We start from the raw sequence: 22,307 nt of genomic DNA, 5'->3' as shown, positions 1-22,307 counted from the left end.
GGGTCAGTCGATCTCGATGTCGACGGGGGCGATGATGGGGTCGGCCGCCGGCAGGCGGTGGAAGAGCTGGCGAAAATGCTGTTGTACCCGGCCTATGTCCACCAGGGACATGCCGGAAGCGAAGCCGAACCAGACGTAGAGCCCGGTGAGGTCGCGAAACATGGGAGGGAGGTAGCGGGGAGCGTCGATGAGCCCCTCCAGATAGTGCTGATAGAGCACGGGAATGTCGTCCAGGGTCACCTTGCCGACGAACAGCATGGGCAGGATCTCCGGCACCCCCTCCAGCACGGCGCTGCGAATGAAGTTAACCGTCTCCACATAGCCCTTCACATAGGAGAGATCCTTGGTAAAGCAGGCGCCCCCCTCGACCATGCCACCGCGAAACACCCGCTGGGTGATCTTGTAGGCGTCGTGCTCGCTGGCCCCCTTGGCCACGAAGTGGCGGAACACCTCGATGAAATCGGCGCCACGCTCCGCCATGTCGATGGCCATGACCCGATCCGAGATGCGCTTGGCCCTGTCCGGGAAGGAGCTGAACGTGAGGGTCTCGATGAGCACTGCCAACCCCTCCTGACAGGCGGTGATGCGGGGAGAGCCGGCGCCGAGCCAGGTGGCGTAAGATTGCTGGCGGCCGTTGAGGGTGGTGCCGACGTGAACCCAGCCTTCGTGTACCTCCAGCACCTGCAGATCGAGCTCCGAGAAACGGGCGTGGGAGTTGAGCTTGATGTAATCCCCCCCGGCGGCGGCATCGGAGACGATGCCATCGCTGAGCTTGACCTGGACTGTGCCGTCGCTGAAGTAGCTAGACAGCTTGCCTTGCAACCTCGCCACCGCGGCTTCCCCCTCGAACTCCTTGGGGTAGGGGCGCACCAGATGGCGGGCGCCGGGCAGGGAGAAGATGTCGCACAATCTGGCCCCCAGCTCCTTCAGGGTCTTGCGATCCCCGCGCAGGTGATCGCTTGCCGAGCCGTAGAGCCGCTGACTGTAGCGCTGGAAGTCAGGCTGCCCGCGCTGGCGCAGCATCTCGATGACCACCATGTACTGATCCACCGTCTCTTGCAGGATCCGGCCGAGATCGTCCTGGGGGCCGAGGCGCCGGCGGATCCTGTCCCTCAGCTCCTTGAGCTCAAGGTACTTGTTGCGGGGATCGAACCCCAGGGGGAGGGATTCATAGAAGTGCCTGTCGATGGCGGGCAGTGCCTTGCCGCCACTTGCCAGAAAGTCGCTTTGCAGGTGACGGGGCCATTTGATGGCATCCAGGATGCGGATGGGTTTTTGCAGGGCGAGCAGTTCATCCGAGAGGGATTTGAGGTGCAGGCGATACTTTTCTTGGATGGTCATCGGGCTCTTTGGAGGCGAGTGCGCTACGAGAATGGCTGAGTATAGGCACAGGGCCTGTCAAAAAGAAGCGAGACGACGGGGATCCGGCCTGTGTGCTTTTGGTTGTCTGAAAATTGGTTTAGACTGCGCCCCTTGATCTCTACCGTGTCGTGAAAATGATGAATATCCCCAGCTCTGAAATGATAATGCGTTGGTTGCAACAGGCCCGGATCGAGCACTATGTGTGCGATCAGTGTCATGGCATCCACATGGTCTCCCTGCAGTCCGTCGAGGGCATCCAGGAGAGCCGGATCTTCGTGGAAGAGGAAGGGCTGCTGTTCTCATCCGAGCTGGAGGTGCGCCCCTCATCGCTGCTGCCCCTGGTGGCCGAACTGGGTCGTCTCAACATGCAATATCCGTCCCTCAAGGTGTTCCTCGACATCATCGATGACAACCTGCCACGCCTCGTCGTGGGTCACACCGTCTTTACCAAGGCGGGTCTCACCGTCGAGCAGTTCCTGCTGTTCGTTGAAAGCACCACGGCAGCCACCCATGAAGTGGTTTCCGAATGTGAACGCCTTGGCTTCCTCAATCTGCCGGAAATCCAGGTCGCACCGGAATCCGTGCACTGACCTCAGCACCGGAACTGTGCGTTTAATGTGCGAACGGTTCGCTGCGGCTAAAAAGCCGTTGACGGCGGCGGGGCTTTCCCCTAAATTACGCCCCGTTCCAGCGCAACGGCGCAGCGAACACCGTGTTGGCTGAACACGTTAAACCACAGACCGAAATTTGGTGCGGTATCCGAGAGGCTGCCCACCGACGAAGTCGGCAAGATGCACGCGCAGCGCGCTCCGAAAGCCACTTCAAGCAGTAAAAATTTGGTGAGGTGTCCGAGTGGCTGAAGGAGCACGCCTGGAAAGTGTGTATACGGCAACGTATCGAGGGTTCGAATCCCTCCCTCACCGCCAAATAAAACAAAAGGCCCCGTCGCAAGACGGGGCCTTTTGTTTTTCCGGTAACCGGCAATCTGGTCTCTACCCGGTATCGACAGGCGGGTGGACTAGCTCTGCTGGAGTGGCATAGGCCGTACACCGGGCGACACCGGGACATGGTCTGGTCAATGCCTCTCTTGCTGTCAGGTTTATCCTGATCGGTTTATCGCTCCCTAACCTTGCCCCGTCCCGTTATCTCTTCAACCTGGAGACATAGGGGATATTCCGGTACTTGTGCTCCCAGGGCAGGCCGTAGCCCACCAGCAGGTCATCGCTCGTCATCTCATAGGCATAAAACTGCTCGGCGGGGATCGCCACGCGCCCCGGTTTGACAAACAGGGTCGCGATGGACAGCGAGCGTGGCGCGAACGCCTGCAGGTGCGCGACCAGCCGCCTCATGGTACCGCCCGATTCGATGGCGTCGTCCATCAGGATGACGTCTCTGCCCTGGATGCCGACATTGTCGTGAAAGACGATGGGAGAGGCATTGTGGCGCTCCCCCGGAGTGTGGGGGCAGGAGATGTAATCCATGGCGACATCAAAGCGCAGCGCCCTGACGACATCGGCGGTAAACAGCATGCCGCCCGGCACCACGGTGATCACCACCGCCTCCGTGAATCGCTCGTTGAGCCGTTTGGCGATGACCTCGACGCCGAGCGCAATGTCCTCGGTTTTCAATACCACGTCGCCGAAAACAGGGTTTCTCATGGCAGCTCCTGACAGGTTGTAGAAAGAGGGATGGCCCGGGGTGCCAGCCCCACGCCTCTGCTGAGGAGCAGGGCCAGCACCATCAGCAAAACGACGCCGTGGAGGGCAGCCGGCAGACCGAAGGCGTCGGCGACAAAGCCGACCAGGGCGGGGCTGGAGAGCACCCCGACATAGCCTAGGGTGGCGTCGCTTATCTGGGCGTTCAGTTTGACGAAGGGGATGATGGAGGCCCAGGCCGCCGTGGCAAAGCCCGAGCAGAAGAAGGTGGCTCGGGTGGCGAGCCGCTCACCCCGGGGCCGCCGGCTGGAGAGTGTGGACAACATGGGGTCTCCTTGGATGACAATCGAAGGAGGGGCTGTGCCTGGGATCCTCCGAGCGAGGAGGTCATGCTATGATCATTTTGAGTTCATATGAACAAAAATGTTCTTGTATTTGTTTGTGTGTGTTCATTGTGGCGATATGATGACCGCGATCAGAATGCATACATCCGAGGTAACAGCATGATCAAACTCATCATCACGGACATGGACGGCACCTTCCTCATATAGCAGGGGGGATAACAACCGAGCCCTGTTCGCCGAGGTGGTTGCCGCCATGGCGCAGCAGGGGATACATTTTGCGCCCTGCACGGGAAAACAGGTCGATCGGGTCGAGGCGCGGCTGGGGGCGCAGAGCGCGAATTTCTGGATCCTGGGAGACAGCGCCACCCGCATCAAGCACCAGGGGCGCTACGTCTATCAGTCGCTGCTGGGTAATGCCCTGGGCCTGGCCATCATCCGTCGGTTGGCGCGTCTGCCGGGCGAGCATATCGTCATCGCCTGCACGGCGGCCTGTGCGGCGATCCGGGAGGCGGTGCAGGATCATCTGAAAGCCCTGGTGCGCCGCTCTTACACCCAGGTGCAGACGGTCGCCGATTTTGGCGACATCACCGCGGACGTTGTGAAGATCACCGTCTATGACAAGCAGGGCCGCTGCCTGGATCTGCGGGGCCAGCTTGGCGAGTGTGATAACGAAGCCTGCATAGTGGCGTCCGACAAGCAGTGGATAGACATCGCCAATGCCGGCGTGCACTAGGGGACAACGGTGGCCAGGTTGCAGCAGCTGGTCGGCGCCGGTCGCCATGAGACCCTGGTCTTTGGCGACGGGCTCAATGACATCGAGCTGATGGCGTGCGCCGACTTCAGTTTCGCCATGCGCAATGGCCACGACGGACCAAGGATGCCGCCCATTTCATCACCCGCTCGAACGATGAAGACGCCGTCATGCACACCATCTTGCAACTGCTCGCACTGCAGCGGCAGGGAGCGTGAGAGGGGACGGGCGGTGATCGCCCGGCCATTACAAGAGAACACCATGGACAAGTATTCACCGGAGGAGCGACGGCTCCTCATTCTGGATCTGCTGGCCGCGCACCACAAAGTGATGGCGGCGGAGCTGGCGGAGCCGCTGGGCACCACGGAGGCGACCATCAGGCGGGATCTGCGCTATCTGGCCGATGAGGGGCGCTGCAAGCGCATTCACGGTGGCGCCATCTCCCTGTCGCCCCAGACGGGGACCCTGACCGAACGCAGTACCCAGCATGTGGCGCAGAAGCAGGCCCTGGCCGTGGCCGCCCTGAGCCTGGTCAAACCGAACCAGCTGATCTTCCTGGATGCCAGCAGCACCCACCTGCTACTGGCCTCCCTCATGCCGGAACACCAGGGTCTGACGGTGGTGACCAACAGCCCGGCCATCGCCTGCCGGCTGCTGGAGAGACCCGGCATCAGGACCATCCTCATCGGTGGCGAGCAGGATCCGCTGGTCGGCGGGGCCGTCGACATCGCGGCGGCCGAGGGCATCAAAAAGTTCCGCTTCGACCTCGGCTTCCTGGGGGTCTGTGCCTGGTCCTCGGATCTCGGCTTCAGCGCCGTGCATTACCAGGACAGCGAGTTCAAGCGCCGGGTCGCGGAGCGTTGCGGCTCGCTGGCGGTGCTGTGCAATGACGACAAGCTGGAGTCCCTGGCCTCCTACCCCTTCCTGCACGCTGCGGATCTCGACTACCTGATCTGCACCCGGCAGGATCCGGTCCTGGTCAAGACGTTCGAAGGGGAGGGCTGCACCGTCATCACCGCCGGCTGACGCCGGGCAGGCTGCGCCGCCGCGAGAAGAGCGGGGAGAGGCCGGGGGCTGGAAGCAGCCCATAAAAAACGCCCCGTTCCCGGGGCGTCGGGAACGGGGCACCTGCCAGCGTCATCAGGCGAGATCGAAGCGATCTAGGTTCATCACCTTGGTCCAGGCCGCCACGAAGTCCTTCACGAACTTCTCCTTGGCATCCGCACTGGCGTAGACCTCTGCCAGGGCGCGCAGCTGGGAGTTGGAACCGAACACCAGATCGACCCGGGTTCCGGTCCACTTCACCTTGCCGCTCTGGCGATCACGGCCTTCATAGACTCCCTGGCTGCCCGCCGCCGGCTTCCACTCCGTGCCCATGTCGAGCAGGTTGACGAAGAAGTCGTTGGAGAGGGTGCCCGGGGCGGCGGTAAAGACCCCGTGGCAGTTGCCCGCGTTGGTGCCGAGCACCCGCATGCCGCCCACCAGTACCGTCATCTCGGGGGCACTTAGGGTGAGTAGCTGCGCCTTGTCGATCAGCATGGTCTCCGCGAAGCCCGCGCACTCGCCCGCGTAGTTGCGAAATCCATCTGCGAGGGGCTCGAGCACCGCGAAGGAGTCCACATCGGTCTGGGCCTGGGAGGCATCCATCCGGCCCGGAGTGAAGGGCACGGTCACGGCGACACCGGCTCTCTTCGCGGCCTGCTCGACCCCCACGCCGCCCGCTAGGACGATGAGATCGGCCAGGGATATCTTCTTGCCGCCGGTGGCGGAAGCGTTGAAGGTCTGCTGTATCCCGTCGAGGGCCTGAAGCACTTTCGCAAGCTGGGCAGGCTGGTTCACGGCCCAATCCTTTTGCGGGGCGAGCCGGATGCGGGCACCGTTGGCGCCACCGCGTTTGTCAGAGCCACGGAAGGTGGACGCGGAGGCCCAGGCGGTCGACACCAGCTCGGCCACGGACAGGGAGGTCGCCAGGATCTGCTCCTTGAGCAGGGCCACGTCCTTGTCATCGATCAGGGGATGATTGACGGCGGGGATGGGGTCTTGCCAGATCAGCTCCTCTTTGGGTACTTCCGGCCCCAGGTAGCGGGCGATGGGGCCCATGTCGCGGTGGGTCAGCTTGAACCAGGCGCGAGCAAAGGCATCGGCGAAGGCCTGCGGATCCTCGTAGAAGTGGCGGGAGATCTTGCCAAACTCGGGGTCAAAGCGCAGGGTCAGGTCGGTGGTGAGCATGGTCGGCTTGTGGAACTTGCCCGGGATGTGCGCATCGGGAATGATCTCCGGGGCATCCTTGGCCACCCACTGCTTGGCGCCGGCTGGCGATTTGGTCAGCTCCCACTCGTAGTTGAACAGATTTTCAAAGAAGTTGTTGCTCCACAGGGCCGGTGTCTTGGTCCAGGTCACTTCGAGCCCGCTCGAGACGGTGTCCTTGCCATGGCCGCTGCCGAAGTCGCTCATCCAGCCGAGGCCCTGGGCCTCCAGAGGCGCGGCTTCCGGCTCTGGCCCCTTGTGGGATTCGGGCGCGGCGCCGTGGGCCTTGCCGAAGGTGTGGCCGCCCGCGATAAGGGCGACCGTCTCTTCATCGTTCATGGCCATGCGACCGAAGGTGGAACGGATGTCCTTGGCCGCCTCCATGTAATCGCCGCTGGCGTTGGGCCCTTCCGGGTTGACGTAGATGAGGCCCATGTGGGTGGCACCGAAGGGGGCCGTAAGCTCGCGATCGCCCTTGACCCGATCGGGATCGACCCCGAGCCAGGCAATTTCATCCCCCCAGTTGACGTCCTGATCCGGCTCCCACACGTCGGGCCGCCCACCGCCAAAGCCGAAGGTGCGAAAACCCATGGTCTCCAGGGCGACGTTGCCGGCGAGGATCAGCAGATCGGCCCAGGAGATCTTGTTGCCGTATTTCTGCTTGATGGGCCAGAGCAGGCGACGGGACTTGTCGATGTTGACGTTGTCAGGCCAGCTGTTGAGGGGGGCGAAGCGCTGTTGGCCACGGCCGCCGCCACCGCGACCGTCGGTGGTGCGATAGGTGCCCGCAGCATGCCAGGTCATGCGGATGAACTGGGGGCCGTAGTGACCGAAGTCCGCCGGCCACCACTCCTGGGAATCCGTCATCAGCTTGACCAGATCTTTCTTGAGTGCCTTGTAATCCAGGCTCGCGAAGGCCTTGGCGTAGTCAAAGTCCTTGTCCATGGGATCGGCGCCGGGGGAATGCTGATGCAGCAGATCCAGCCGCAACTGGTTCGGCCACCAATCTCGATTGGTTCTGCCGACGCCGGCGGTGTGGTTGAAGGGGCATTTGCTTTCTTCACTCATCTCTGTCTCTCCTTGGCAGTCATGTGCAATGCAGACAACTCAGTATGGGAACTTTTCCTGCAACCGGCGGGGCATGTGACAGGCTGGGCCTTGGACCGGCATCGGGGGTTTATCAATAACTCCTTATATTTCAGCTAATTGATTAAGGATGGGATGACCGTATTACGAAAAGATGAATCGGTGCCATCGAATTTGGCTGCTCCTGGACAAGGGATAAGAGAAGGAAGGAGCGCCCTGGCAGCCGTGTTATCAATCTTTTTATCCATAACACGAGGGATCAGACCTGGACTTGCGCTGGGTCATGGCATGGGGAGGGCGTGTCTTGAGCGGGGTAGAAAACCCCATTTTTGTGACGGCGGTCCGGACTGCGTCCTGAGCGGGGCGCCGAGCGCCAGAGGATGGGGTGGGGGCGTTGCGCCAAAAAGCGGGCGGCGCAGAAACAAAAAGACCGGCCAGTGGCCGGTCCAAACAGACAGCGTGCTGCTGTCTCATCAGGCTGATCCCAGCCTGGAGGGGAATAATGGGGTGGCTGATGGGGCTCGAACCCACGACAACCGGAATCACAATCCGGGACTCTACCAACTGAGCTACAGCCACCACTGAAATCTGCCTTCGATACAGCAATCAAACTCATCTGTATCGATGGCGCGCCCTGCAGGATTCGAACCTGCGACCCACGGCTTAGAAGGCCGTTGCTCTATCCGACTGAGCTAAGGGCGCGTTGTATCAAGAAATCCGGGGATTTCCCGATGAACCTGGTCGGTGATAAAGGATTCGAACCTTTGACCCTCTGGTCCCAAACCAGATGCGCTACCGGGCTGCGCTAATCACCGAAAATTCGCCATCCAGCATACCTTCGGCGGCACCACTGGGCAACGGGCGGGCATCATACCCAAGCGCCAAAGTCAGCGTCAATGACTTTTTCCGCCAGTAAATTCAAGTGCCTACTTATTGCCCTCCCTGCGAGAGCCGCTAACACCCGCGCCAAAAAAATGCGACAATGCGCCGCAGTTGAACACATGGTGAGTGAAGAACGATGTCTGCCAAAATCATTGATGGAAAACAGGTTGCGCAAACGATTCGCAATCAGGTCGCCGCGCAAGTCCAACAGCGGTTGGCGCAGGGGAAACGGGCACCGGGTCTGGCGGTGATCCTGGTGGGGCTGGATCCGGCCTCCCAAGTCTATGTGGGCAGCAAACGTCGCGCTTGTGAAGAGGTGGGATTTGTCTCCCGCTCCTATGATCTCAGCGCCACGGCGACACAAGCGGAGCTGCTGTCCCTGATCGACCAGCTCAACGAGGATCCGGAAGTGGACGGCATCCTGGTGCAGTTGCCCTTGCCGGCTCACTGCGATACCACCCAGGTGCTGGAGCGCATTCGTCCCGACAAGGACGTTGATGGCTTCCATCCCTACAACGTGGGTCGTCTGGCCCAGCGGATCCCGGCGCTGCGACCCTGCACCCCCAAGGGGATCATGACCCTGATCGAGACCACCGGCGTCAAGACCCATGGTCTGCATGCGGTGGTGGTCGGGGCTTCCAACATCGTGGGGCGCCCCATGACGCTGGAGCTGCTGCTGGCCGGTTGCACCACCACCACCTGTCACCGCTTCACCCAGGATCTGGAGACCCAGGTGCGCCGGGCCGACTTGCTGGTGGTGGCGGTGGGCAAGCCCAACTTCATTCCGGGGGAGTGGGTCAAACCCGGTGCCCTGGTGATCGACGTGGGCATCAACCGCCTTGCGGACGGCTCCCTGGTGGGAGATGTGGAGTATGAGACCGCGCGCAATCACGCCGCCTTCATCACGCCGGTACCGGGGGGCGTGGGCCCCATGACGGTCGCCAGCCTGATGGAGAACACCCTGAGCGCCTGCCAGGATTACCACGACGCCTGATGAGGGCGACGGGCAGAAAAGAGAAAGGGAAGGCATTGTCTTCCCTTTTTTTATTGCGTCACTCCCCCGGATCGCCACTGGATATCAGAGAAGGGCCAGGGCGGCGGCCAGATCGGCAATCAGATCGTCGGTGTCTTCCACCCCGATGCTGAATCGAAGGAGATCGTCATTGACCCCGGCGGCGAGGCGGCTCGCCTCGTCCATGGCGGCGTGGGTGGTGCTGGCCGGATGGCAGGCGAGGCTCTCGAGATCGCCGAGGCTCACCGCCTGCACGAAGAGTTGCAGGTTGTCGAGCAGGGTAGCGCAGCGCTCAAACCCGCCCTCCAGCTCGATGCTCACCATGCCGCCAAAGCCGCTGGCGAAGGCGCCGAGGGCATCGTGGCCCGGATGGCTGGCAAGGCCCGGGTAGATCACCTTCTTCACCGCCGGGTGGGCATCCAGGAACTCGGCCACCTTCTGGGCGTTGTGCAGGTGGGCATCCATGCGCAGGGGTAGGGTCTTGACCCCCCGTTGCAGCAGGTAGGCCTCCTGGGGGCCGATGGGAGAGCCGATGTGCTTGAGGGCCACGGTGCGAATCGACTTCATCAGCGCGTGAGAGCCCGCCACCACCCCGGCGATGATGTCGCCGTGACCGCCCAGGTACTTGGTGCCGCTGTGCATGACGATGTCGATGCCAAGCTCCAGCGGGCGCAGCAGATAGGGGGTGAGGAAGGTGTTGTCACACACCGTGATGGCACCCACCTTGCGGGCCGCCTCCACCACCACCCGCGGATCCACCACCTTGAGGGTGGGGTTGGTAAGGGTTTCAAAGAGTACCACCTTGGTGGCGGGGCGGATGTTGGCCAGCAGCGCCTGATCGCTCTCGTAGGCGGTGATCTTGATGCCGGCGCGGCTGAAGGTCTGCTTGAGGAAGGCATCGGTGCCGCCGTAGAGGGGGCCGATATAGGCCACTTCATCACCGCTGTCGGCCAGGGCATACATGATGGCACTCACCGCCGCCATGCCGCTGGCCACCACCAGTGCCTCATCTGCACCTTCGAGGGCTGCCAGCTTCTGCTCCAGTTCGGCGGTGGTGGGGTTGCCAAAGCGGCTGTAGATGAAGCCGGGGGCTTGACCTGCGAAGCGCTCCTTGCCCGCCTGGGCGTTGAAGTAGCTGAAGGTGCTGCTCTGGTAGAGCGGGGTGGTGAGGGCTCCGGTCTGGGGGTCGATCCGCTGGCCGCTGTGTACGCTCATGGTCTTGAATTTCATTTTTGTACTCCGTCATTGTCAGGTCGTTGCCCGACTGCTTGTGTTATCCGGGGCGCCGTCGCGCCCCTTTTCTCATGTGGTGTAGCGGGTTGTCAGACTAGCGCTGGCTCGCGCTGCGGCTCGCCTGCATAGTGGCGGGCCGCCACATCCGGGTGGGAGCGCAGCCTCCCCTTGAGCACGTTCTCCCCCACCTGATAAAAGAGCGGGTTGGCGGGATCGCTCTGGGGCCCTTCGGCCAGCGCCGCCAGCTCGGGGGAGAGGCTAAGCAGTGGCACAGTCGTATCCAGCCTTGCCGCCATGAAGAAGGCGCAGGAGAGGCGCGATACCCCGGGAGGGGGGCTCACCACCCGGTGCAGGGTGGCCTTGAGGTAGCCGTCGGACGCGAGCTCCAGCAGCTCACCGATGTTGACCACCAGGGCGCCCGGCAAGGGGGGCGCGGGGATCCAGCGATCCGCCGTCTCCACCTCGAGCCCGGAGTGATCGTCCTGCATCACCAGGGTCAGGTAGCCGGGATCCTTGTGGGCACCTACCCCCTGACCACTGCTGCCTTCGGGTTGTCTGGGGTAGTGAATGAGCTTCATGTGCTGGTAGGGGGCACCGCGAATGCTCTCGTCAAATACGCCGGCGGGCTGCCCCAGCACCTCTGCGAAAGCGTCCAGCAGGGTGAGGGTGATGTCGCTCAGTCGATCCTGCCATGCCAGCAGACGTGTTTTCATCTCGGGCAGGGCGGCGGGCCACTGATTGGGGCCGATGAGGCGCTGCCAGGGTTCACGAATGTGCGCCACAGGCAGGGCCTGGGCCTCGTTCATGATATCGAACTGCTCCCGCAGATCCGGCCGTGCCCGGGTGAGCTCTGCCCCCACCTGGTTGTAGCCGCGAAAGTGGGGGGAGTGGACCATCTGCACCGCCAGTTTTTCTTCAAGTGGCAGGGCGAAGAAGCGGGCGGCGAGCGCCAGGGTCTCCTGGCGCGCCGATTCGCTCAGATCATGGCCCACCAGATAGAAAAAGCCCACTTCGCGGGCGGCCTGGCCAAGCTGCGTCAGCATCTGGCTGCGTGCAGCCGGGGTGCCCTTGAGGGCGGCGAGATCGATGATCGGCAATGATGGGGTGGTCATGGGCATCTCCTCACTTTCCGTGAACGGGGTCTGCGTGCCCCGGCGTGCGGGGTGTTGCGAAACCGGGGCGCACTCTTCTTGAGTGGCGCCGTTTGGGTTGAGGGTGATGCTACTGTTCGAGGTTATAAGGTGGAAGCAATAAAATATTCTTAGTTATATACAAAATTCGAAATGGAATTCGGACTTGAGCGAATGGAACGAGCAACGGGCGGCTCAGGCGGCGATCTGCCGTACCGGGTGAGAGCGACATTGGCGTGACGGGATAGACGCGGGAGAGAAAAGGCGGAGGGAGGCATCCGCCTCCCTCCGTGTGACTGTCATGGGAAGGGTTGCTGGCGCGCCTTTCCTCAATAACCCAGGGTGAAACGCTGGCGCAGGTGAGCCGGTGCTTGCGCCTCGTTCAGCACCCCGTCCGCCAGATCGCCGACCGTGATCCCGGCGGGCTGCTCGCCGCTGAACAGCACCTGATCCGTGCCAAGGCGGTAACCGCCGCGCTTCTCGCCGGGTTCGAGGAACACGGGTGGGGAGACGAAACGCCAGTCGAGGGTGGTTTCCCGGCGAAGGGCGGTGAGACCATCCCGGGCCGCGAGGGCCCCTTGCTTCCACTCTGCCGGGAACTCCGGGGTGTCCACCAGCTGCACGCCCGGGGCGATTTCCAGACTGCCGGCACCGCCGACCACCAGCAGCCAGCTGTTGGCTGCGACGGCGGCGGCTACGATGGCGCTGGCCCCCTTGAGGTACTGATCGTAGATGTCCGGGGCACTCCAGCCCGGGTTGTAGGCACTGATCACCCGATCGTGCCCCTTGAGCACCCTGGCCAGTGCCTGGCTGTCCTGGGCGTCCACCGCCACGGCGGTGACTTGCGGGTGAGCGGCGACCTTGCTCACGTCACGCACGATGGCGGTGACCTGATGACCGCGGCTGACGGCCTCCTGGAGGATGGCTGAACCGACAAAACCGCTGGCACCGATGAGGGCAATCTTCATGGGAATTCTCCTTCACTGTGGGAATGGGGCTATCCTACGCCCCCGAGTATGATTTAATAATCCACTTAAAATTGCATTCACTTGTAAGCAGGGCTTCATAATGGATCAGCTCAGACGCTACGCCATCTTCGCCGCCGTGGTGGAGGCGGGCAGCATGACCGGCGCCGCCAAGGCCCTCGGCATGACCCCGTCCGCCGTCAGCCAGCATATCAGTCAACTGGAGAGCCAGCTCGGTCTGCCCCTGCTGCACCGCTCCACCCGCCGCCTCAGCCTGACCGAGGCGGGGGAGGTGGTGTGGCAGGGCTGCCAGTCGTTGCAGCAGACCCTGAACGACACCGAGCTGCGCCTCTCGGAGGTGCGCGACAGCCTGCTCGGAGAAGTGCGGATCACCGCGCCGGTGGGGATGGCCGGCCAGCCCCTGGCGCGGGCTCTCTCGCCGCTGCTGCAGGCTCACCCCGGCCTGGGCATCCAGATCATTGCCGACGACGAGAAGCGGGATCTCATCAAGGATCGCATCGACGTGGCGCTGCGGGTCGGCACGCTTGAAGATTCCACCCTGGTTGCCCGCAGGCTGGGTCAGACCCGGATGCTGCTGTGTGCCTCGCCCGCCTATCTGGCACGCAAGGGCACGCCACGCAGCCCGGCAGATCTGCTGGCCCACGACTGGCTGGCCTCGGACATGCTGGGGGGCGGGATACTGCTGCTGGACGAGAAGGGGGAGGCCCACAAGATCAAGCCCAAGCCCAGGGTGCTGTGCAACAACGTCTTGCCCCTGCGCCAGTTCACCCTGGCAGGGCAGGGGATTTCGCTGCAACCGGAAGGTGAAATAGAAGAAGATCTCGCCACCGGTCGGTTGCTCGTGCTGCTGCCGGGCTTTTTGGCCCCTCCCATGGAGATCCATGCCATCACCCCCCAGCGGGAGATCCCGGAGAAGGTGCGGCGGGTGATCAGCGCCCTTCGCAGCCACTTCGCCGAGCATGGCCAGAGCCGTCTACCCTGAGCGGGGCGGGATGAATAGCCAGGCGGTGCGCCGGCCTTGCGGTCGGCGCGACACCCCTGTTTAATGTGGCCCTCCCGGGCCAGAGCGCCCTCTGCTGGCGTGGTCTCAAGCGCATCATGACACCGACTTCTCCCCACCCACTCCGTGAGCCGGCACCCGAGGCGCGCACCCACCTCACCCGCATCGAGCGAGTGCTCGACTACATCCATGCCAATCTGGATCAGCCGCTCTCCCTGGAGGCGCTGGCCCGGCAGAGCTGTTGGTCCCGCTGGCAGTTGCAACGGGTATTCCTGCATGAGACGGGTCAGACGGTGGCTCACTATGTGCGCGAGCTGAAGCTGAGCATGGCGGCGGAGGCGCTGCTCTCCACCCGGCTGCGGGTGCTGGATGTGGCGCTGGATCACGGGTTTGGCTCGGAAGTGAGTTTCAGCCGCGCCTTCAAGCAGCAATTTGGCTGCTCGCCGCTAGCGTATCGCAAGCGGGCCCTGCGGCTGGGGTTGCGCACGCCCCTGGTGCGGGCGGCGGTCCCCCGCTCTGCCTCTCCCAACCTGGTGCAGGTGCGCATAGAGAGCCTGCCGGCGTTCACCTTGTTGGGGGTCAGGGGCACGATTCGGGGGTTGTTCGATGCCTCACCGGATTTTCAGCAGACGGTGCCCGCCATCTGGCGAGCGCTGCGCGAGACGGGGGCGCTGGGCTTGTCGAGGGAGTGGCTGGGGGTGGTGGATGTGTCGGGGGCAGGGGAGCGGCTGCCTTACTGGGCCGGAGTGGCCACGACGGCGCCTACGCCCCCCGGCCTGTCGAGTCTCAACGTGCCGGCTCAGGAGTATGCCGTGCTCACCCACAAAGGACCCATTGCCCAGCTGGGGGAGAGCCTGCACTGGTTCATCCTGCACTGGCTGCCGGAGTCGGCATACCGGGGGCTGGACGGTTTCGAACTGGAGCGCTATGCCCCCGGCTTTGACGGCCAGCAGCCCGACGCCACCATGGAGTACTGGCTGCCCGTCGCCCCCCGTTAGGGAAGGAGGCTCATTTCGGCATGGCGCCGGGATGGCTCCGGGCGTGTGGCGCTGGCCAGGAGATCAGTGAACTGGGCCGGTGGCAGCGGCTTGGCGAAGTAGAAGCCCTGCAGGTAGTCGATGCCATAGTGGCGTGCCATCTCGACCTGCTCCTGGGTCTCCACCCCCTCGGCGACCAGAGCCAGCCCCATGCGATGGGCGAGATCCAGGATGTTTTCGACGATATGGCGGGAGGGGCCTTCCTCTTTCATTCCCTTGATAAAGCTGCGATCGATTTTGATGATGTCCACATGGAACATCTGCAGATAGCAGAGGCTGGAGTGGCCGGTGCCAAAGTCATCGATGGCGATGAGCACGCCCAGCTCGTCCAGGGCATCGAAGATGGCGCGGGTCTGCTCGTCCGCATCCACCATCTCCCGCTCCGTCACCTCGAGCACCAGGCGCAGATCCTGGCCCGGGAAGGCGCGAAGAAAGTCGCGGCACTCGGCGACGATGTCCCGGTTTTTGAAGTGCTGGGCGCAGACATTGACGGCGACGTGAAAGCCGGGGGGCAGCCTGTCGGCCACCCCGACCAGATAATCCCGGGTCTGGGCCATCAACTGGCGGGTCATGGGTACTATGTAGCCGCACTCCTCCGCGAGGGGAATGAAGTGGTTGGGGGCAATCATCCCTTGTGTGGGATGACGCCAGCGCATCAGCACTTCACAACCGCGCAGGCGCCCCTGCCTGTCCATCACGGGTTGCAGGTGGGGGATGAACTCCCGGGCCGCCATGGCTCTGGCAAGCTCGCTGCGGGGGGAGCCGCTGCGCCCCCTCAGATAGAAGGTGAGCAGCCCCAGCAACAGCGCCAGCACAGGGGCGGCAAGCAGGTTCTCCTGGTTGTACGCCCAGGCAAACGCCAGCACTTCCTTGTAACCGTTGAGCGCCACCAGGCGATAGGGATGAGCGGTGGGCTCGCTCTGTTGCAGACGTTGTCCCCCTTCCAGCAGGCGGGCTGCGGGCAGGGTCCTGCCATGGCCATCGAGGGCCTGGTCCCCGAGGAGGAAGAAGAGGTTGTCCTCTCCCATCACGGCCTGCAAGGCGCCGAAGATGTGGAAGCCGTCCAGCTCCACCAGCAGGGTGCGATCGCCGGATGGCTGACGGTAGAGGATGGCGGTCTGCCCGGTGATGGGGCTGTGTCTGGCGAGGATCAGCGTCTGGTTGCCCGCCGGGCCGCGAGGAATATCCCGGGTGAGGATGGGCCTGTGCAGGGTGGTACAGCGCAGTTGCTGCCCCTCCAGCACATAGAGTGCCCGCGCATAAGGGGAGGCGGTGATGAGGTCGCGCAGGGCCAGTTGCTCATCCTGACAGCGGCCCATGGCGAGGGGGCGGGCGGCCTCGACCAGGGACTGACTGTCGTTGATGGCGCTCTCTATCATGGCCCGGGCATGGTTCAGGCTGCGCGCGTTGTCCTTGCGAAGGCCGCTGGCCGCCTGCAGGAGGTTGAGGGCGGTGAGGCCGACCAGCAAGAGGAACCCGAGCACGATGGCCAGACGCAGACGCTGTGCCAGGGGATCAGTCGGCATGGTGCACCCGATTCTTGCCGGCATCCTTGGCCTGATAGAGCGCCTGATCGACCCGCGTCAGCAGTTGCTCGGCGGACTCCTGTCGCCACAGTCCCAGCCCGGCAGAGAAGGTCACCACCAGGTCCGGTTCGCGCCATGGTCGCTGTGCCACCTGGGTGCGCCACTGCTCGAGCATCGTCAGTGCTCTGGTGCTGTCATCCCCGGGAATGATGATGGCCAGCTCCTCGCCGCCGTAGCGGTAGAGGGTGGCCTCCTGGCCTGCAATCTGCCGCCCTTCCCGGGCCACCGCCCGCAGGACGTCGTCACCGACCGGGTGGCCGTGGGTGTCATTGATGGATTTGAAGTTGTCCAGATCGATCAACCCCAGGCAGAAAGGGCGGCCGGCGATCAGCTGGTCGTCGAGTGCCTTGTCAAAGCAGCGGCGATTGCACAGACCCGTCAGGGCATCCGTGTTGGACGCCTCCACGGCTTCCAGCATCTGGCGATGGCCGCTCTGGATCTCCTGGCGCAACTGATCCCCTGGTTTGCCCGGGTGGATGCGTCCGGCGCGCATCAGGGCGATGATCTCGAAAATCATCTTGCTGAGCACATGACGCAAGGACCACCAGCAGAGCAGGCAGATCAGCATGCAGCCCACCAGGGTGATCTGGAGCTGGTGGGACTCGCTGCTGCTTACCTCCTTGAACCTGGCATCGCTGACGGCATAGATGACGAACCAGTCCGGGTTGGAGAAGGAGTGGTAGTAGAGGTGGGTCTGGCGCTTTGCATCGAAGAGGTGGTCGGCGCCGTTGGTCATCTGCTCGATGAGCCGGCGGTCCACGCGATGGCGAAACAGGTTCCCCACATCCGAATGCAGCAGGATGTCGCCCGCCCGATCGACCAGGTAGAACTCCCCCTTGAGAGGGCTCATGAGCTGACGCAGGGGATAGCTCATCTGCTCGAGATCCACGTTCATGGCCAGGGTACCGAGGAAGAACCCCTCCCTGTCGAGCAGGGGGCGGGAGACGGAGACGCTGCGGCTCTTGTCATCGAACTTGCTGGTGTAGTGGTCGGTGTAGTGCACGAAGAGGGTTCGTACGGCGGCCGCGAGAAACCAGGGGCGCTCCCTGGCATCAAAGTGCTCCCCGACCGGCAGATGAGGGACTGAGTTGAACCGCCCCTGCGGATCGGCGAGCAGGATGCTCTTCACATAGGGGGTGAGCGCCAACGTTTGCATCAGGGAGAGGCCAAGGGGCGTGTGATCCTCATTGAGGAAGGCATCCAGGCCTGATTCATCGATGACACTGCCCGTTTCGTTGAGGACATGCTCCAGTGACTTGAACTGTGGCTCGATGGACTGGGTCGCCATGTTGTGCACGAACATGGCCGCCACCTTGTGGTATTTGCGCTCGGCAGAGGTCCGGATGCTGACACTGACGGCCATCAGGGCGATAAGCAGGGTCAGGATGATGACTCCGAAGGTGACGTTGAGCTGGGTATCGCAGTGCAGATTTTGGTGGGCGGTCTCATTCATAGGCGTGTGCTGATGGCTTGGTATTGTCTCAATCAGGGCTGATAAAAGGGTGGGCATGCTATCGCCTCCTTTATCAATAGCGATTGACCAGGATCAACAAGGGGAGGGAGAACGCGACCATACTTGTCTGATGAGTGTGAATATGGGGGTGAAAATGCCGCCATGTTCTGAATATGTGATGGTTACTTGCCGATTGGCTGTGAAAGTGAAGGCGGTGACCTTCATCAGGCGGCCATGATGGACCCTCTCAGAGAGCCTCGACGACGTTGCCATGTTGCCTCCGATAGGAGATGGCATGCCTGCCACCCTCGCTTTTCCCGCTTCCCCGCCAACATGCCCCAAATTGTTAATATCGGGGCAAAATAGAACAATAAAATGCAAATGATATTTGTTACTATTCACATGCAGTAAGTAATCGAGGATCAGATGCAGCTTGTTCACCCCCCTTTGACCCTGGTCGCCGTGACCATCTCCACCCTGCTTGCAGGCTCTGTACAGGCCGCCGCGTCCGACAGCCAGGATACGGCCACCGCCGACGAGACCCTGACCGTGCTCGGCCAGACCTATCGCAACACCGCGACCAAGACCCGGCTCGACCCCATCGAGACGCCCCAGGCCATCTCGGTGGTGGATGGGGAGACCCTGTCGTTGCGCGGCGTCAGCTCGGTGAGCGAGGCGCTGCGCTACGTGCCCGGCGTCAACACCGAGCTGCGGGGCGGGGCGGTCAACCGGCTGGATCTGTTCAACATCCGTGGCTTTGACAACTACCAGAACTTCTATGACGGCCTGCTGCTCCAGTACAACGACTGGAACCTGCAACCCCAGATAGATCCGGTGGCCATCGAGCAGCTGGAGGTGTTCAAGGGGCCGACATCGGTGCTCTATGGCAGCATGCCCCCCGGCGGCATGGTCAACCTCATCGCCAAGCGCCCCCAGCGGGAGAGCAAGCACAACGTGAGCGTGGCGACCGGCACGGGCACCCTCAAGGAGATGACCCTCGACAGCACCGGTGCCATCAACGAGCAGCTTGCCTATCGGCTGGTGGGACTGGCCCGGGAGAAGGATGGCCAGGCGGTGACCTCGAAGGAGGAGCGCTACGTCTTTGCGCCGTCCCTGGACTGGCAGCTCGGCGAGCGCACCCTGCTGAACCTCAACCTTTACTACCAGAAGGATCCCGAGGCCGGCATCTACACCACTGTGCCCGCCAGCGGCTCGGCCAAGTCCAACCCCCTGGGGCAGCTTGGCAGCGACACCTTCCTTGGTGACGAGAACTGGAACGAGTACAACCGGGATGTGACCCTGCTGGGCTACAAGCTGAGCCACGACTTCAACGAGCGCTGGCAGGTGCTGCAAAATGCCCGCTACATGGATGCGTCCGCCTATCAGCGCAACACCTACAACGCGGCCCTGGCGGCGGACAACCGCACCCTGGCCCGCAACGCCTATCTCACCGATGAAGAGTCCCGGGGCGTTGTCATCGACAACCAGCTGGCGGGCAAGGTGCAGACGGGCTCTGCCCAGCACAACCTGCTGCTCGGGGTCGATTACCAGTACCTGGATGCCCATATCCTCTACCGGGATACCCTCGACTACTCGGCGCCCAGCATCGACATTTTCAACCCGAACCATAGCCAGATAGTCCCAGAGGCACTCACTTTCAACTACCAGGATAAAAAGGTGATCCGTCAGTCCCAGACCGGCGTCTATCTGCAGGATCAGGTGCGCCTCGATCGGCTGGTGGCCATCGGCGGCGCCCGCTACGACCGCTACCGGATGGACACCGACAGCCGGACCCTCTATCAGGGGGCGGACAGCCAGTCCCTGGCCCACCTCGATCAGGACAACCTCTCCTTCCGCGTCGGCGCCCTCTATGAGCTGGATGGCGGCTTCTCCCCCTATGCGAGCTATGCCGAGAGTTTCGAGCCGGTGCCGGGGGCGGACAAGCAGGGCCAGGCGTTCAAACCGGCAACCGGTCATCAGTGGGAAGGGGGCGTCAAGTTCCTCTCCGACGACATGAGCAAGACGGCGACCCTGTCGGCGTTCCACATCACCAAGAAGAATGCCCTGGTGACGGACCCGGACAATGTCTACGGGCCCAAGCTGCAGACCGGGGAGACGGTCTCCAGGGGCATCGAGCTTGAGGGGAGAGCCGATCTCACCAGCCAGCTGGATCTGGCCCTCAACTACACCCTGATGGACATGGAGATCACGCGCGACACCACCACGCTGCAGGGCAAGACGCCGGTCTGGGTCCCCAGACAGATGGCGTCGCTGTGGAGCAACTACTACCCCGGCGGCAACCTCGAGGGGATGCGGGTGGGCGCCGGCCTGCGCTACGTGGGGGAGGCCGAGATGGATGCCGCCAACACCGACAAGGTACCGGACTACCTCCTGATGGACATGTCCGCCTCCTACGATCTCGCCGCCCTCAGCGCAAGCCTGAAGGGGGTAGGTGTATCGCTTGGCGCCAGCAACCTGTTCAACAAGACCTACTACTCCTGCTACGACCAGAACAACTGCTGGTTCGGGGCCGAACGAAGCGTGGAGGCGCGACTCAAATACGCATTCTGACCTTGCGCCCCGGCACGCGCCCGGGGCCCTTTCAACGAATGGGCGAGGAGAGGGCACGCGGTGTACCGCGCAGCCTTGGCCGGGAGAAAGCGGACGCGGAACGCGCCCTCGTCTCGGATCACCAGGCCCTGTTCGCGGCGGCGGCCAGCCTGATCCCGTCCCTCAAGGGGAACCTGGTGGCGGCCGGTGACGTGCGCCCGCCACTGGCGGATGCCACCGGGGCGACGTCGGCCGAGGTGGCCGCAGCCCTCCATGCGCACTGGCAGCAGGCACACCCGGAGGCGGGGCCCGCCTACTGGCTCACCCGCAGCTGGGGCATGCTCTGCTGGCAATCCATCTATCTCGCCATGGTGGCCGTCTATCGCCATCAGGCCGTGCCTGCCCTCGACAGGCTGGGACAGGGGCATGAGGCCGGCGTGGTGTCGGGCTTTACCCTGCCGGCCGAGCCCATGATCAGAGGGGAGGCCGGCGTGTTGATCAAGACGGCAGGAGAGCGACTCCAGGCGCACTGGCAGGGGTTGTTCACCCTCCTTGGGACGGCGCAGCGGCTGCGCCCCGGTTTCGTGCGCCCGCTCCTGGCGGACGATCTGCTGGCGGCCCTGGTGCGGGTGCCCGATTTCTTCGGGGAGGTGAGTCGGGAGGAGGTGAGGGCCCATGCCCCCCTCTGGCTTGAATCCTGTGGCCTGCCGTCGGCACATCTGACGGGTTGGCGCGAGGCGGGCCTGCCCCGGGACGAGGCCTTCCCGGGCTATGTGCGCCAGCGCTGCTGCCTGCACTACAAGCGCCGGGATGGGGAACTGTGTGGCAACTGCCCGCGAAGGCAGGGTGGGGCGAGGGGTGACGAGTGCTGATGCCCGACTCTTCGTCTGCGCGGGCAACCCGTGATGAAAGCCGCCTGATCCTGGCGGCTTTTTTGTGTCCGGCTTACTGGGCCGCCATCCGGGTGCGGATGCGCTCGAACAGGCTCTGCAGGCAGGCCTGATCTTTGTCGGCGGCGCGCACGGCGCCATACATGTGGCGGCGAATGCCCTCCCCGAGAGGGCGCGCCTCAAGCAGGCCCTGGCGCACGAACTCCTCGCTGGCCCAGCGGGGCAGGGCGGCGAGCCCGAGCCCGGCGGCGGCCATCTGCAGCATGACCGAGGTGTTGTCCACCGGTTTGCAACGGGCGGGCTCCACCCCGGCCGGTTGCAGGAAACGGCTGAACACGTCCATGCGCGCCCGCTCCACCGGGTAGACCAGCAGCACCTCCGGCCGCAGATCGTCCGGTGCGATGCGCCGCTGCTGGCAGAGGGGGTGATCCGGCGCCATCACCAGGGTGAGATCGAAGGCGAACAGCGGCTCGAAATGAAGATCCCCGCGGGCCTGCACATCCGAGGTGAGCAGCAGGTCGAGCTGGCCGCCAAGCAGGGCATTGATGGCATCGAAACCCGGCACCGACTCCACCTCCAGATCCACGCCGGGCCACTGGCGGCGAAAGTCCGGCAACAGCGGGAGCAGCCACTGGATGCAGCTGTGGCAATCGAGGGCCAGATGCAGCCTGCCCGCCTCGCCGCTGTGCAGGGCGAACAGCTGGCGCTCGGTCTGGGCCAGGGCGGGCAGCACCTGACGGGCCAGGGCCAGCAGATGCTGGCCTGCCGCCGTCAGCACCAGAGGGCGGCTTTTTCGAAGAAACAGCTCCAGATTGAGGCGGGTCTCCAGCTCCTTGAGCTGGTGGGAGAGGGCGGACTGGGTGAGGTTGAGGGTGAGTGCGGCCCCGGCCAGGGACCCTTGCTCGGCCAGGGCGCTGATGGTCTTCAGGTGTTTGAGATCGATGCCCAGATTGCTGCTCTGAGGGGGGCTGGATGGGGTGGGCGCGACCATGGCACTGCTCCTTTGTGCGTCAGTTGAGAAATTCTTGAGAGCCAGTTGAAGAGGATTCAATAGCCAAGGCCACCTTATCTTGTCATTTTGGATGTGTAAACATCTGGATGGC

18 protein-coding genes, 4 tRNA genes and 1 pseudogene are annotated in these 22,307 nt (G+C 63.4%); 10 read left to right on the top strand and 13 right to left on the bottom strand.

Annotated features, from left to right (window positions below):
* Positions 1 to 3: 3 nt before the first annotated feature.
* Positions 4 to 1,341, bottom strand: coding sequence for a flavohemoglobin expression-modulating QEGLA motif protein (locus tag BN1120_RS14365; protein WP_010674988.1), 1,338 nt, complete (start codon positions 1,339 to 1,341; stop codon positions 4 to 6).
* Positions 1,342 to 1,496: 155 nt separating this feature from the next.
* Here BN1120_RS14365 and BN1120_RS14360 point away from each other — a divergent pair, with 155 nt between their 5' ends.
* Positions 1,497 to 1,952: a type III secretion system chaperone family protein gene (locus BN1120_RS14360; protein ID WP_160839247.1), complete on the top strand. Its 456-nt coding sequence runs from the start codon at positions 1,497 to 1,499 to the stop codon at positions 1,950 to 1,952.
* Positions 1,953 to 2,200: 248 nt separating this feature from the next.
* Positions 2,201 to 2,288: transfer RNA gene (locus BN1120_RS14355), tRNA-Ser, on the top strand.
* Positions 2,289 to 2,504: 216 nt separating this feature from the next.
* Here BN1120_RS14355 and BN1120_RS14350 read toward each other — a convergent pair.
* Both BN1120_RS14350 and BN1120_RS14345 read right to left on the bottom strand, forming a co-directional pair.
* Positions 2,505 to 3,020, bottom strand: coding sequence for a phosphoribosyltransferase (locus BN1120_RS14350; protein WP_042016615.1), 516 nt, complete (start codon positions 3,018 to 3,020; stop codon positions 2,505 to 2,507).
* Positions 3,017 to 3,343 (bottom strand): hypothetical protein, encoded by a 327-nt coding sequence (locus BN1120_RS14345; RefSeq protein WP_042016614.1) that lies wholly within the window; start codon positions 3,341 to 3,343, stop codon positions 3,017 to 3,019. Before BN1120_RS14345 ends, BN1120_RS14350 begins: the two co-directional genes overlap by 4 nt.
* Positions 3,344 to 3,614: 271 nt before the next feature.
* Between BN1120_RS14345 and BN1120_RS21610 the strand changes: the two genes are divergently transcribed.
* From BN1120_RS21610 to BN1120_RS14335, 3 genes and pseudogenes are all read left to right on the top strand, one after another.
* Complete coding sequence (locus BN1120_RS21610; protein ID WP_197713276.1) at positions 3,615 to 4,094, top strand: hypothetical protein; 480 nt, start codon at positions 3,615 to 3,617, stop codon at positions 4,092 to 4,094.
* A gap of 9 nt (positions 4,095 to 4,103) precedes the next feature.
* Positions 4,104 to 4,217, top strand: a pseudogene (locus BN1120_RS21980) (HAD hydrolase family protein); the annotation flags it as partial.
* Positions 4,218 to 4,373: 156 nt separating this feature from the next.
* The gene (locus BN1120_RS14335) at positions 4,374 to 5,138 is read left to right on the top strand and encodes a DeoR/GlpR family DNA-binding transcription regulator (RefSeq protein ID WP_042016613.1); all 765 of its coding nucleotides are present in this window, start codon (positions 4,374 to 4,376) and stop codon (positions 5,136 to 5,138) included.
* A gap of 114 nt (positions 5,139 to 5,252) precedes the next feature.
* Here BN1120_RS14335 and katG read toward each other — a convergent pair whose 3' ends face one another.
* The 4 genes from katG to BN1120_RS14315 all read right to left on the bottom strand — a co-directional run bounded on the left by katG (position 5,253) and on the right by BN1120_RS14315 (position 8,260).
* Positions 5,253 to 7,427 carry a catalase/peroxidase HPI gene (katG, locus tag BN1120_RS14330; protein ID WP_042016611.1) on the bottom strand — a complete coding sequence of 725 codons (2,175 nt, stop codon included), beginning with the start codon at positions 7,425 to 7,427 and terminating at the stop codon, positions 5,253 to 5,255.
* A 521-nt stretch (positions 7,428 to 7,948) separates the two neighbouring features.
* A tRNA-His gene (locus tag BN1120_RS14325) sits at positions 7,949 to 8,024 on the bottom strand.
* Positions 8,025 to 8,070: 46 nt separating this feature from the next.
* Positions 8,071 to 8,147 (bottom strand) — tRNA-Arg (locus BN1120_RS14320).
* Between the two features lie 36 nt (positions 8,148 to 8,183).
* Positions 8,184 to 8,260, bottom strand: a tRNA-Pro gene (locus tag BN1120_RS14315).
* Between the two features lie 203 nt (positions 8,261 to 8,463).
* Between BN1120_RS14315 and folD the strand changes: the two genes are divergently transcribed.
* Entirely contained in the window at positions 8,464 to 9,321 is an 858-nt protein-coding gene (gene folD, locus BN1120_RS14310; protein WP_010674955.1) for a bifunctional methylenetetrahydrofolate dehydrogenase/methenyltetrahydrofolate cyclohydrolase FolD, read from the top strand.
* A gap of 84 nt (positions 9,322 to 9,405) precedes the next feature.
* Here the strand turns inward: folD and BN1120_RS14305 are convergent, their stop codons facing one another.
* The 3 genes from BN1120_RS14305 to BN1120_RS14295 all read right to left on the bottom strand — a co-directional run bounded on the left by BN1120_RS14305 (position 9,406) and on the right by BN1120_RS14295 (position 12,670).
* Positions 9,406 to 10,569 carry a trans-sulfuration enzyme family protein gene (locus tag BN1120_RS14305; protein WP_042016610.1) on the bottom strand — a complete coding sequence of 388 codons (1,164 nt, stop codon included), beginning with the start codon at positions 10,567 to 10,569 and terminating at the stop codon, positions 9,406 to 9,408.
* 92 nt (positions 10,570 to 10,661) lie between these two features.
* Positions 10,662 to 11,684, bottom strand: coding sequence for an isopenicillin N synthase family dioxygenase (locus tag BN1120_RS14300; protein WP_042016608.1), 1,023 nt, complete (start codon positions 11,682 to 11,684; stop codon positions 10,662 to 10,664).
* 347 nt (positions 11,685 to 12,031) lie between these two features.
* Positions 12,032 to 12,670 carry an NAD(P)-dependent oxidoreductase gene (locus tag BN1120_RS14295; protein ID WP_041211536.1) on the bottom strand — a complete coding sequence of 213 codons (639 nt, stop codon included), beginning with the start codon at positions 12,668 to 12,670 and terminating at the stop codon, positions 12,032 to 12,034.
* Positions 12,671 to 12,770: 100 nt separating this feature from the next.
* Here BN1120_RS14295 and BN1120_RS14290 point away from each other — a divergent pair, with 100 nt between their 5' ends.
* The gene (locus BN1120_RS14290) at positions 12,771 to 13,670 is read left to right on the top strand and encodes a LysR family transcriptional regulator (protein ID WP_042016607.1); all 900 of its coding nucleotides are present in this window, start codon (positions 12,771 to 12,773) and stop codon (positions 13,668 to 13,670) included.
* 116 nt (positions 13,671 to 13,786) lie between these two features.
* Complete coding sequence (locus tag BN1120_RS14285) at positions 13,787 to 14,686, top strand: AraC family transcriptional regulator (RefSeq protein ID WP_042016665.1); 900 nt, start codon at positions 13,787 to 13,789, stop codon at positions 14,684 to 14,686.
* Here BN1120_RS14285 and BN1120_RS14280 read toward each other — a convergent pair.
* On the bottom strand, positions 14,683 to 16,251 hold the full coding sequence (locus BN1120_RS14280; RefSeq protein ID WP_042016606.1) for an EAL domain-containing protein: 1,569 nt from the start codon (positions 16,249 to 16,251) through the stop codon (positions 14,683 to 14,685). The two genes, BN1120_RS14285 and BN1120_RS14280, sit on opposite strands and share 4 nt — an antisense overlap.
* Positions 16,241 to 17,764, bottom strand: a complete 1,524-nt coding sequence (locus BN1120_RS14275) for a GGDEF domain-containing protein (RefSeq protein ID WP_042016605.1) — start codon at positions 17,762 to 17,764, stop codon at positions 16,241 to 16,243. Before BN1120_RS14275 ends, BN1120_RS14280 begins: the two co-directional genes overlap by 11 nt.
* Before the next feature lie 426 nt (positions 17,765 to 18,190).
* Between BN1120_RS14275 and BN1120_RS14270 the strand changes: the two genes are divergently transcribed.
* Together BN1120_RS14270 and BN1120_RS14265 are read left to right on the top strand one after the other, a co-directional pair.
* Positions 18,191 to 20,335: a TonB-dependent siderophore receptor gene (locus BN1120_RS14270; protein ID WP_042016604.1), complete on the top strand. Its 2,145-nt coding sequence runs from the start codon at positions 18,191 to 18,193 to the stop codon at positions 20,333 to 20,335.
* Between the two features lie 38 nt (positions 20,336 to 20,373).
* Positions 20,374 to 21,186 (top strand): siderophore ferric iron reductase, encoded by an 813-nt coding sequence (locus tag BN1120_RS14265; protein WP_042016602.1) that lies wholly within the window; start codon positions 20,374 to 20,376, stop codon positions 21,184 to 21,186.
* A gap of 73 nt (positions 21,187 to 21,259) precedes the next feature.
* Here the strand turns inward: BN1120_RS14265 and BN1120_RS14260 are convergent, their stop codons facing one another.
* Complete coding sequence (locus tag BN1120_RS14260) at positions 21,260 to 22,195, bottom strand: LysR substrate-binding domain-containing protein (RefSeq protein WP_042016600.1); 936 nt, start codon at positions 22,193 to 22,195, stop codon at positions 21,260 to 21,262.
* Positions 22,196 to 22,307 lie beyond the last annotated feature (112 nt).

This window comes from Aeromonas caviae (genome assembly GCF_000819785.1).
Classification (GTDB): Bacteria; Pseudomonadota; Gammaproteobacteria; order Enterobacterales; family Aeromonadaceae; genus Aeromonas; species Aeromonas caviae.
Note: the sequence above shows the minus strand (reverse complement) of the source record. Positions and strands in the feature narration are given on the sequence as shown.

Bases quoted from the DNA above. Each gene is read 5' to 3' on its own strand.
- BN1120_RS14345 (WP_042016614.1), bottom strand. From the start codon at position 3,343: ATGTTGTCCACACTCTCCAGCCGGCGGCCCCGGGGTGAGCGGCTCGCC.
- BN1120_RS14270 (WP_042016604.1), top strand. From the start codon at position 18,191: ATGCAGCTTGTTCACCCCCCTTTGACCCTGGTCGCCGTGACCATCTCC.
- BN1120_RS14260 (WP_042016600.1), bottom strand. From the start codon at position 22,195: ATGGTCGCGCCCACCCCATCCAGCCCCCCTCAGAGCAGCAATCTGGGC.
- folD (WP_010674955.1), top strand. From the start codon at position 8,464: ATGTCTGCCAAAATCATTGATGGAAAACAGGTTGCGCAAACGATTCGC.
- BN1120_RS14285 (WP_042016665.1), top strand. From the start codon at position 13,787: ATGACACCGACTTCTCCCCACCCACTCCGTGAGCCGGCACCCGAGGCG.
- BN1120_RS14305 (WP_042016610.1), bottom strand. From the start codon at position 10,569: ATGAAATTCAAGACCATGAGCGTACACAGCGGCCAGCGGATCGACCCC.
- BN1120_RS14265 (WP_042016602.1), top strand. From the start codon at position 20,374: ATGGGCGAGGAGAGGGCACGCGGTGTACCGCGCAGCCTTGGCCGGGAG.
- BN1120_RS14295 (WP_041211536.1), bottom strand. From the start codon at position 12,670: ATGAAGATTGCCCTCATCGGTGCCAGCGGTTTTGTCGGTTCAGCCATC.
- katG (WP_042016611.1), bottom strand. From the start codon at position 7,427: ATGAGTGAAGAAAGCAAATGCCCCTTCAACCACACCGCCGGCGTCGGC.
- BN1120_RS14280 (WP_042016606.1), bottom strand. From the start codon at position 16,251: ATGCCGACTGATCCCCTGGCACAGCGTCTGCGTCTGGCCATCGTGCTC.
- BN1120_RS14360 (WP_160839247.1), top strand. From the start codon at position 1,497: ATGATGAATATCCCCAGCTCTGAAATGATAATGCGTTGGTTGCAACAG.
- BN1120_RS14275 (WP_042016605.1), bottom strand. From the start codon at position 17,764: ATGAATGAGACCGCCCACCAAAATCTGCACTGCGATACCCAGCTCAAC.
- BN1120_RS14300 (WP_042016608.1), bottom strand. From the start codon at position 11,684: ATGACCACCCCATCATTGCCGATCATCGATCTCGCCGCCCTCAAGGGC.
- BN1120_RS14365 (WP_010674988.1), bottom strand. From the start codon at position 1,341: ATGACCATCCAAGAAAAGTATCGCCTGCACCTCAAATCCCTCTCGGAT.
- BN1120_RS21610 (WP_197713276.1), top strand. From the start codon at position 3,615: ATGGCGCAGCAGGGGATACATTTTGCGCCCTGCACGGGAAAACAGGTC.
- BN1120_RS14350 (WP_042016615.1), bottom strand. From the start codon at position 3,020: ATGAGAAACCCTGTTTTCGGCGACGTGGTATTGAAAACCGAGGACATT.
- BN1120_RS14290 (WP_042016607.1), top strand. From the start codon at position 12,771: ATGGATCAGCTCAGACGCTACGCCATCTTCGCCGCCGTGGTGGAGGCG.
- BN1120_RS14335 (WP_042016613.1), top strand. From the start codon at position 4,374: ATGGACAAGTATTCACCGGAGGAGCGACGGCTCCTCATTCTGGATCTG.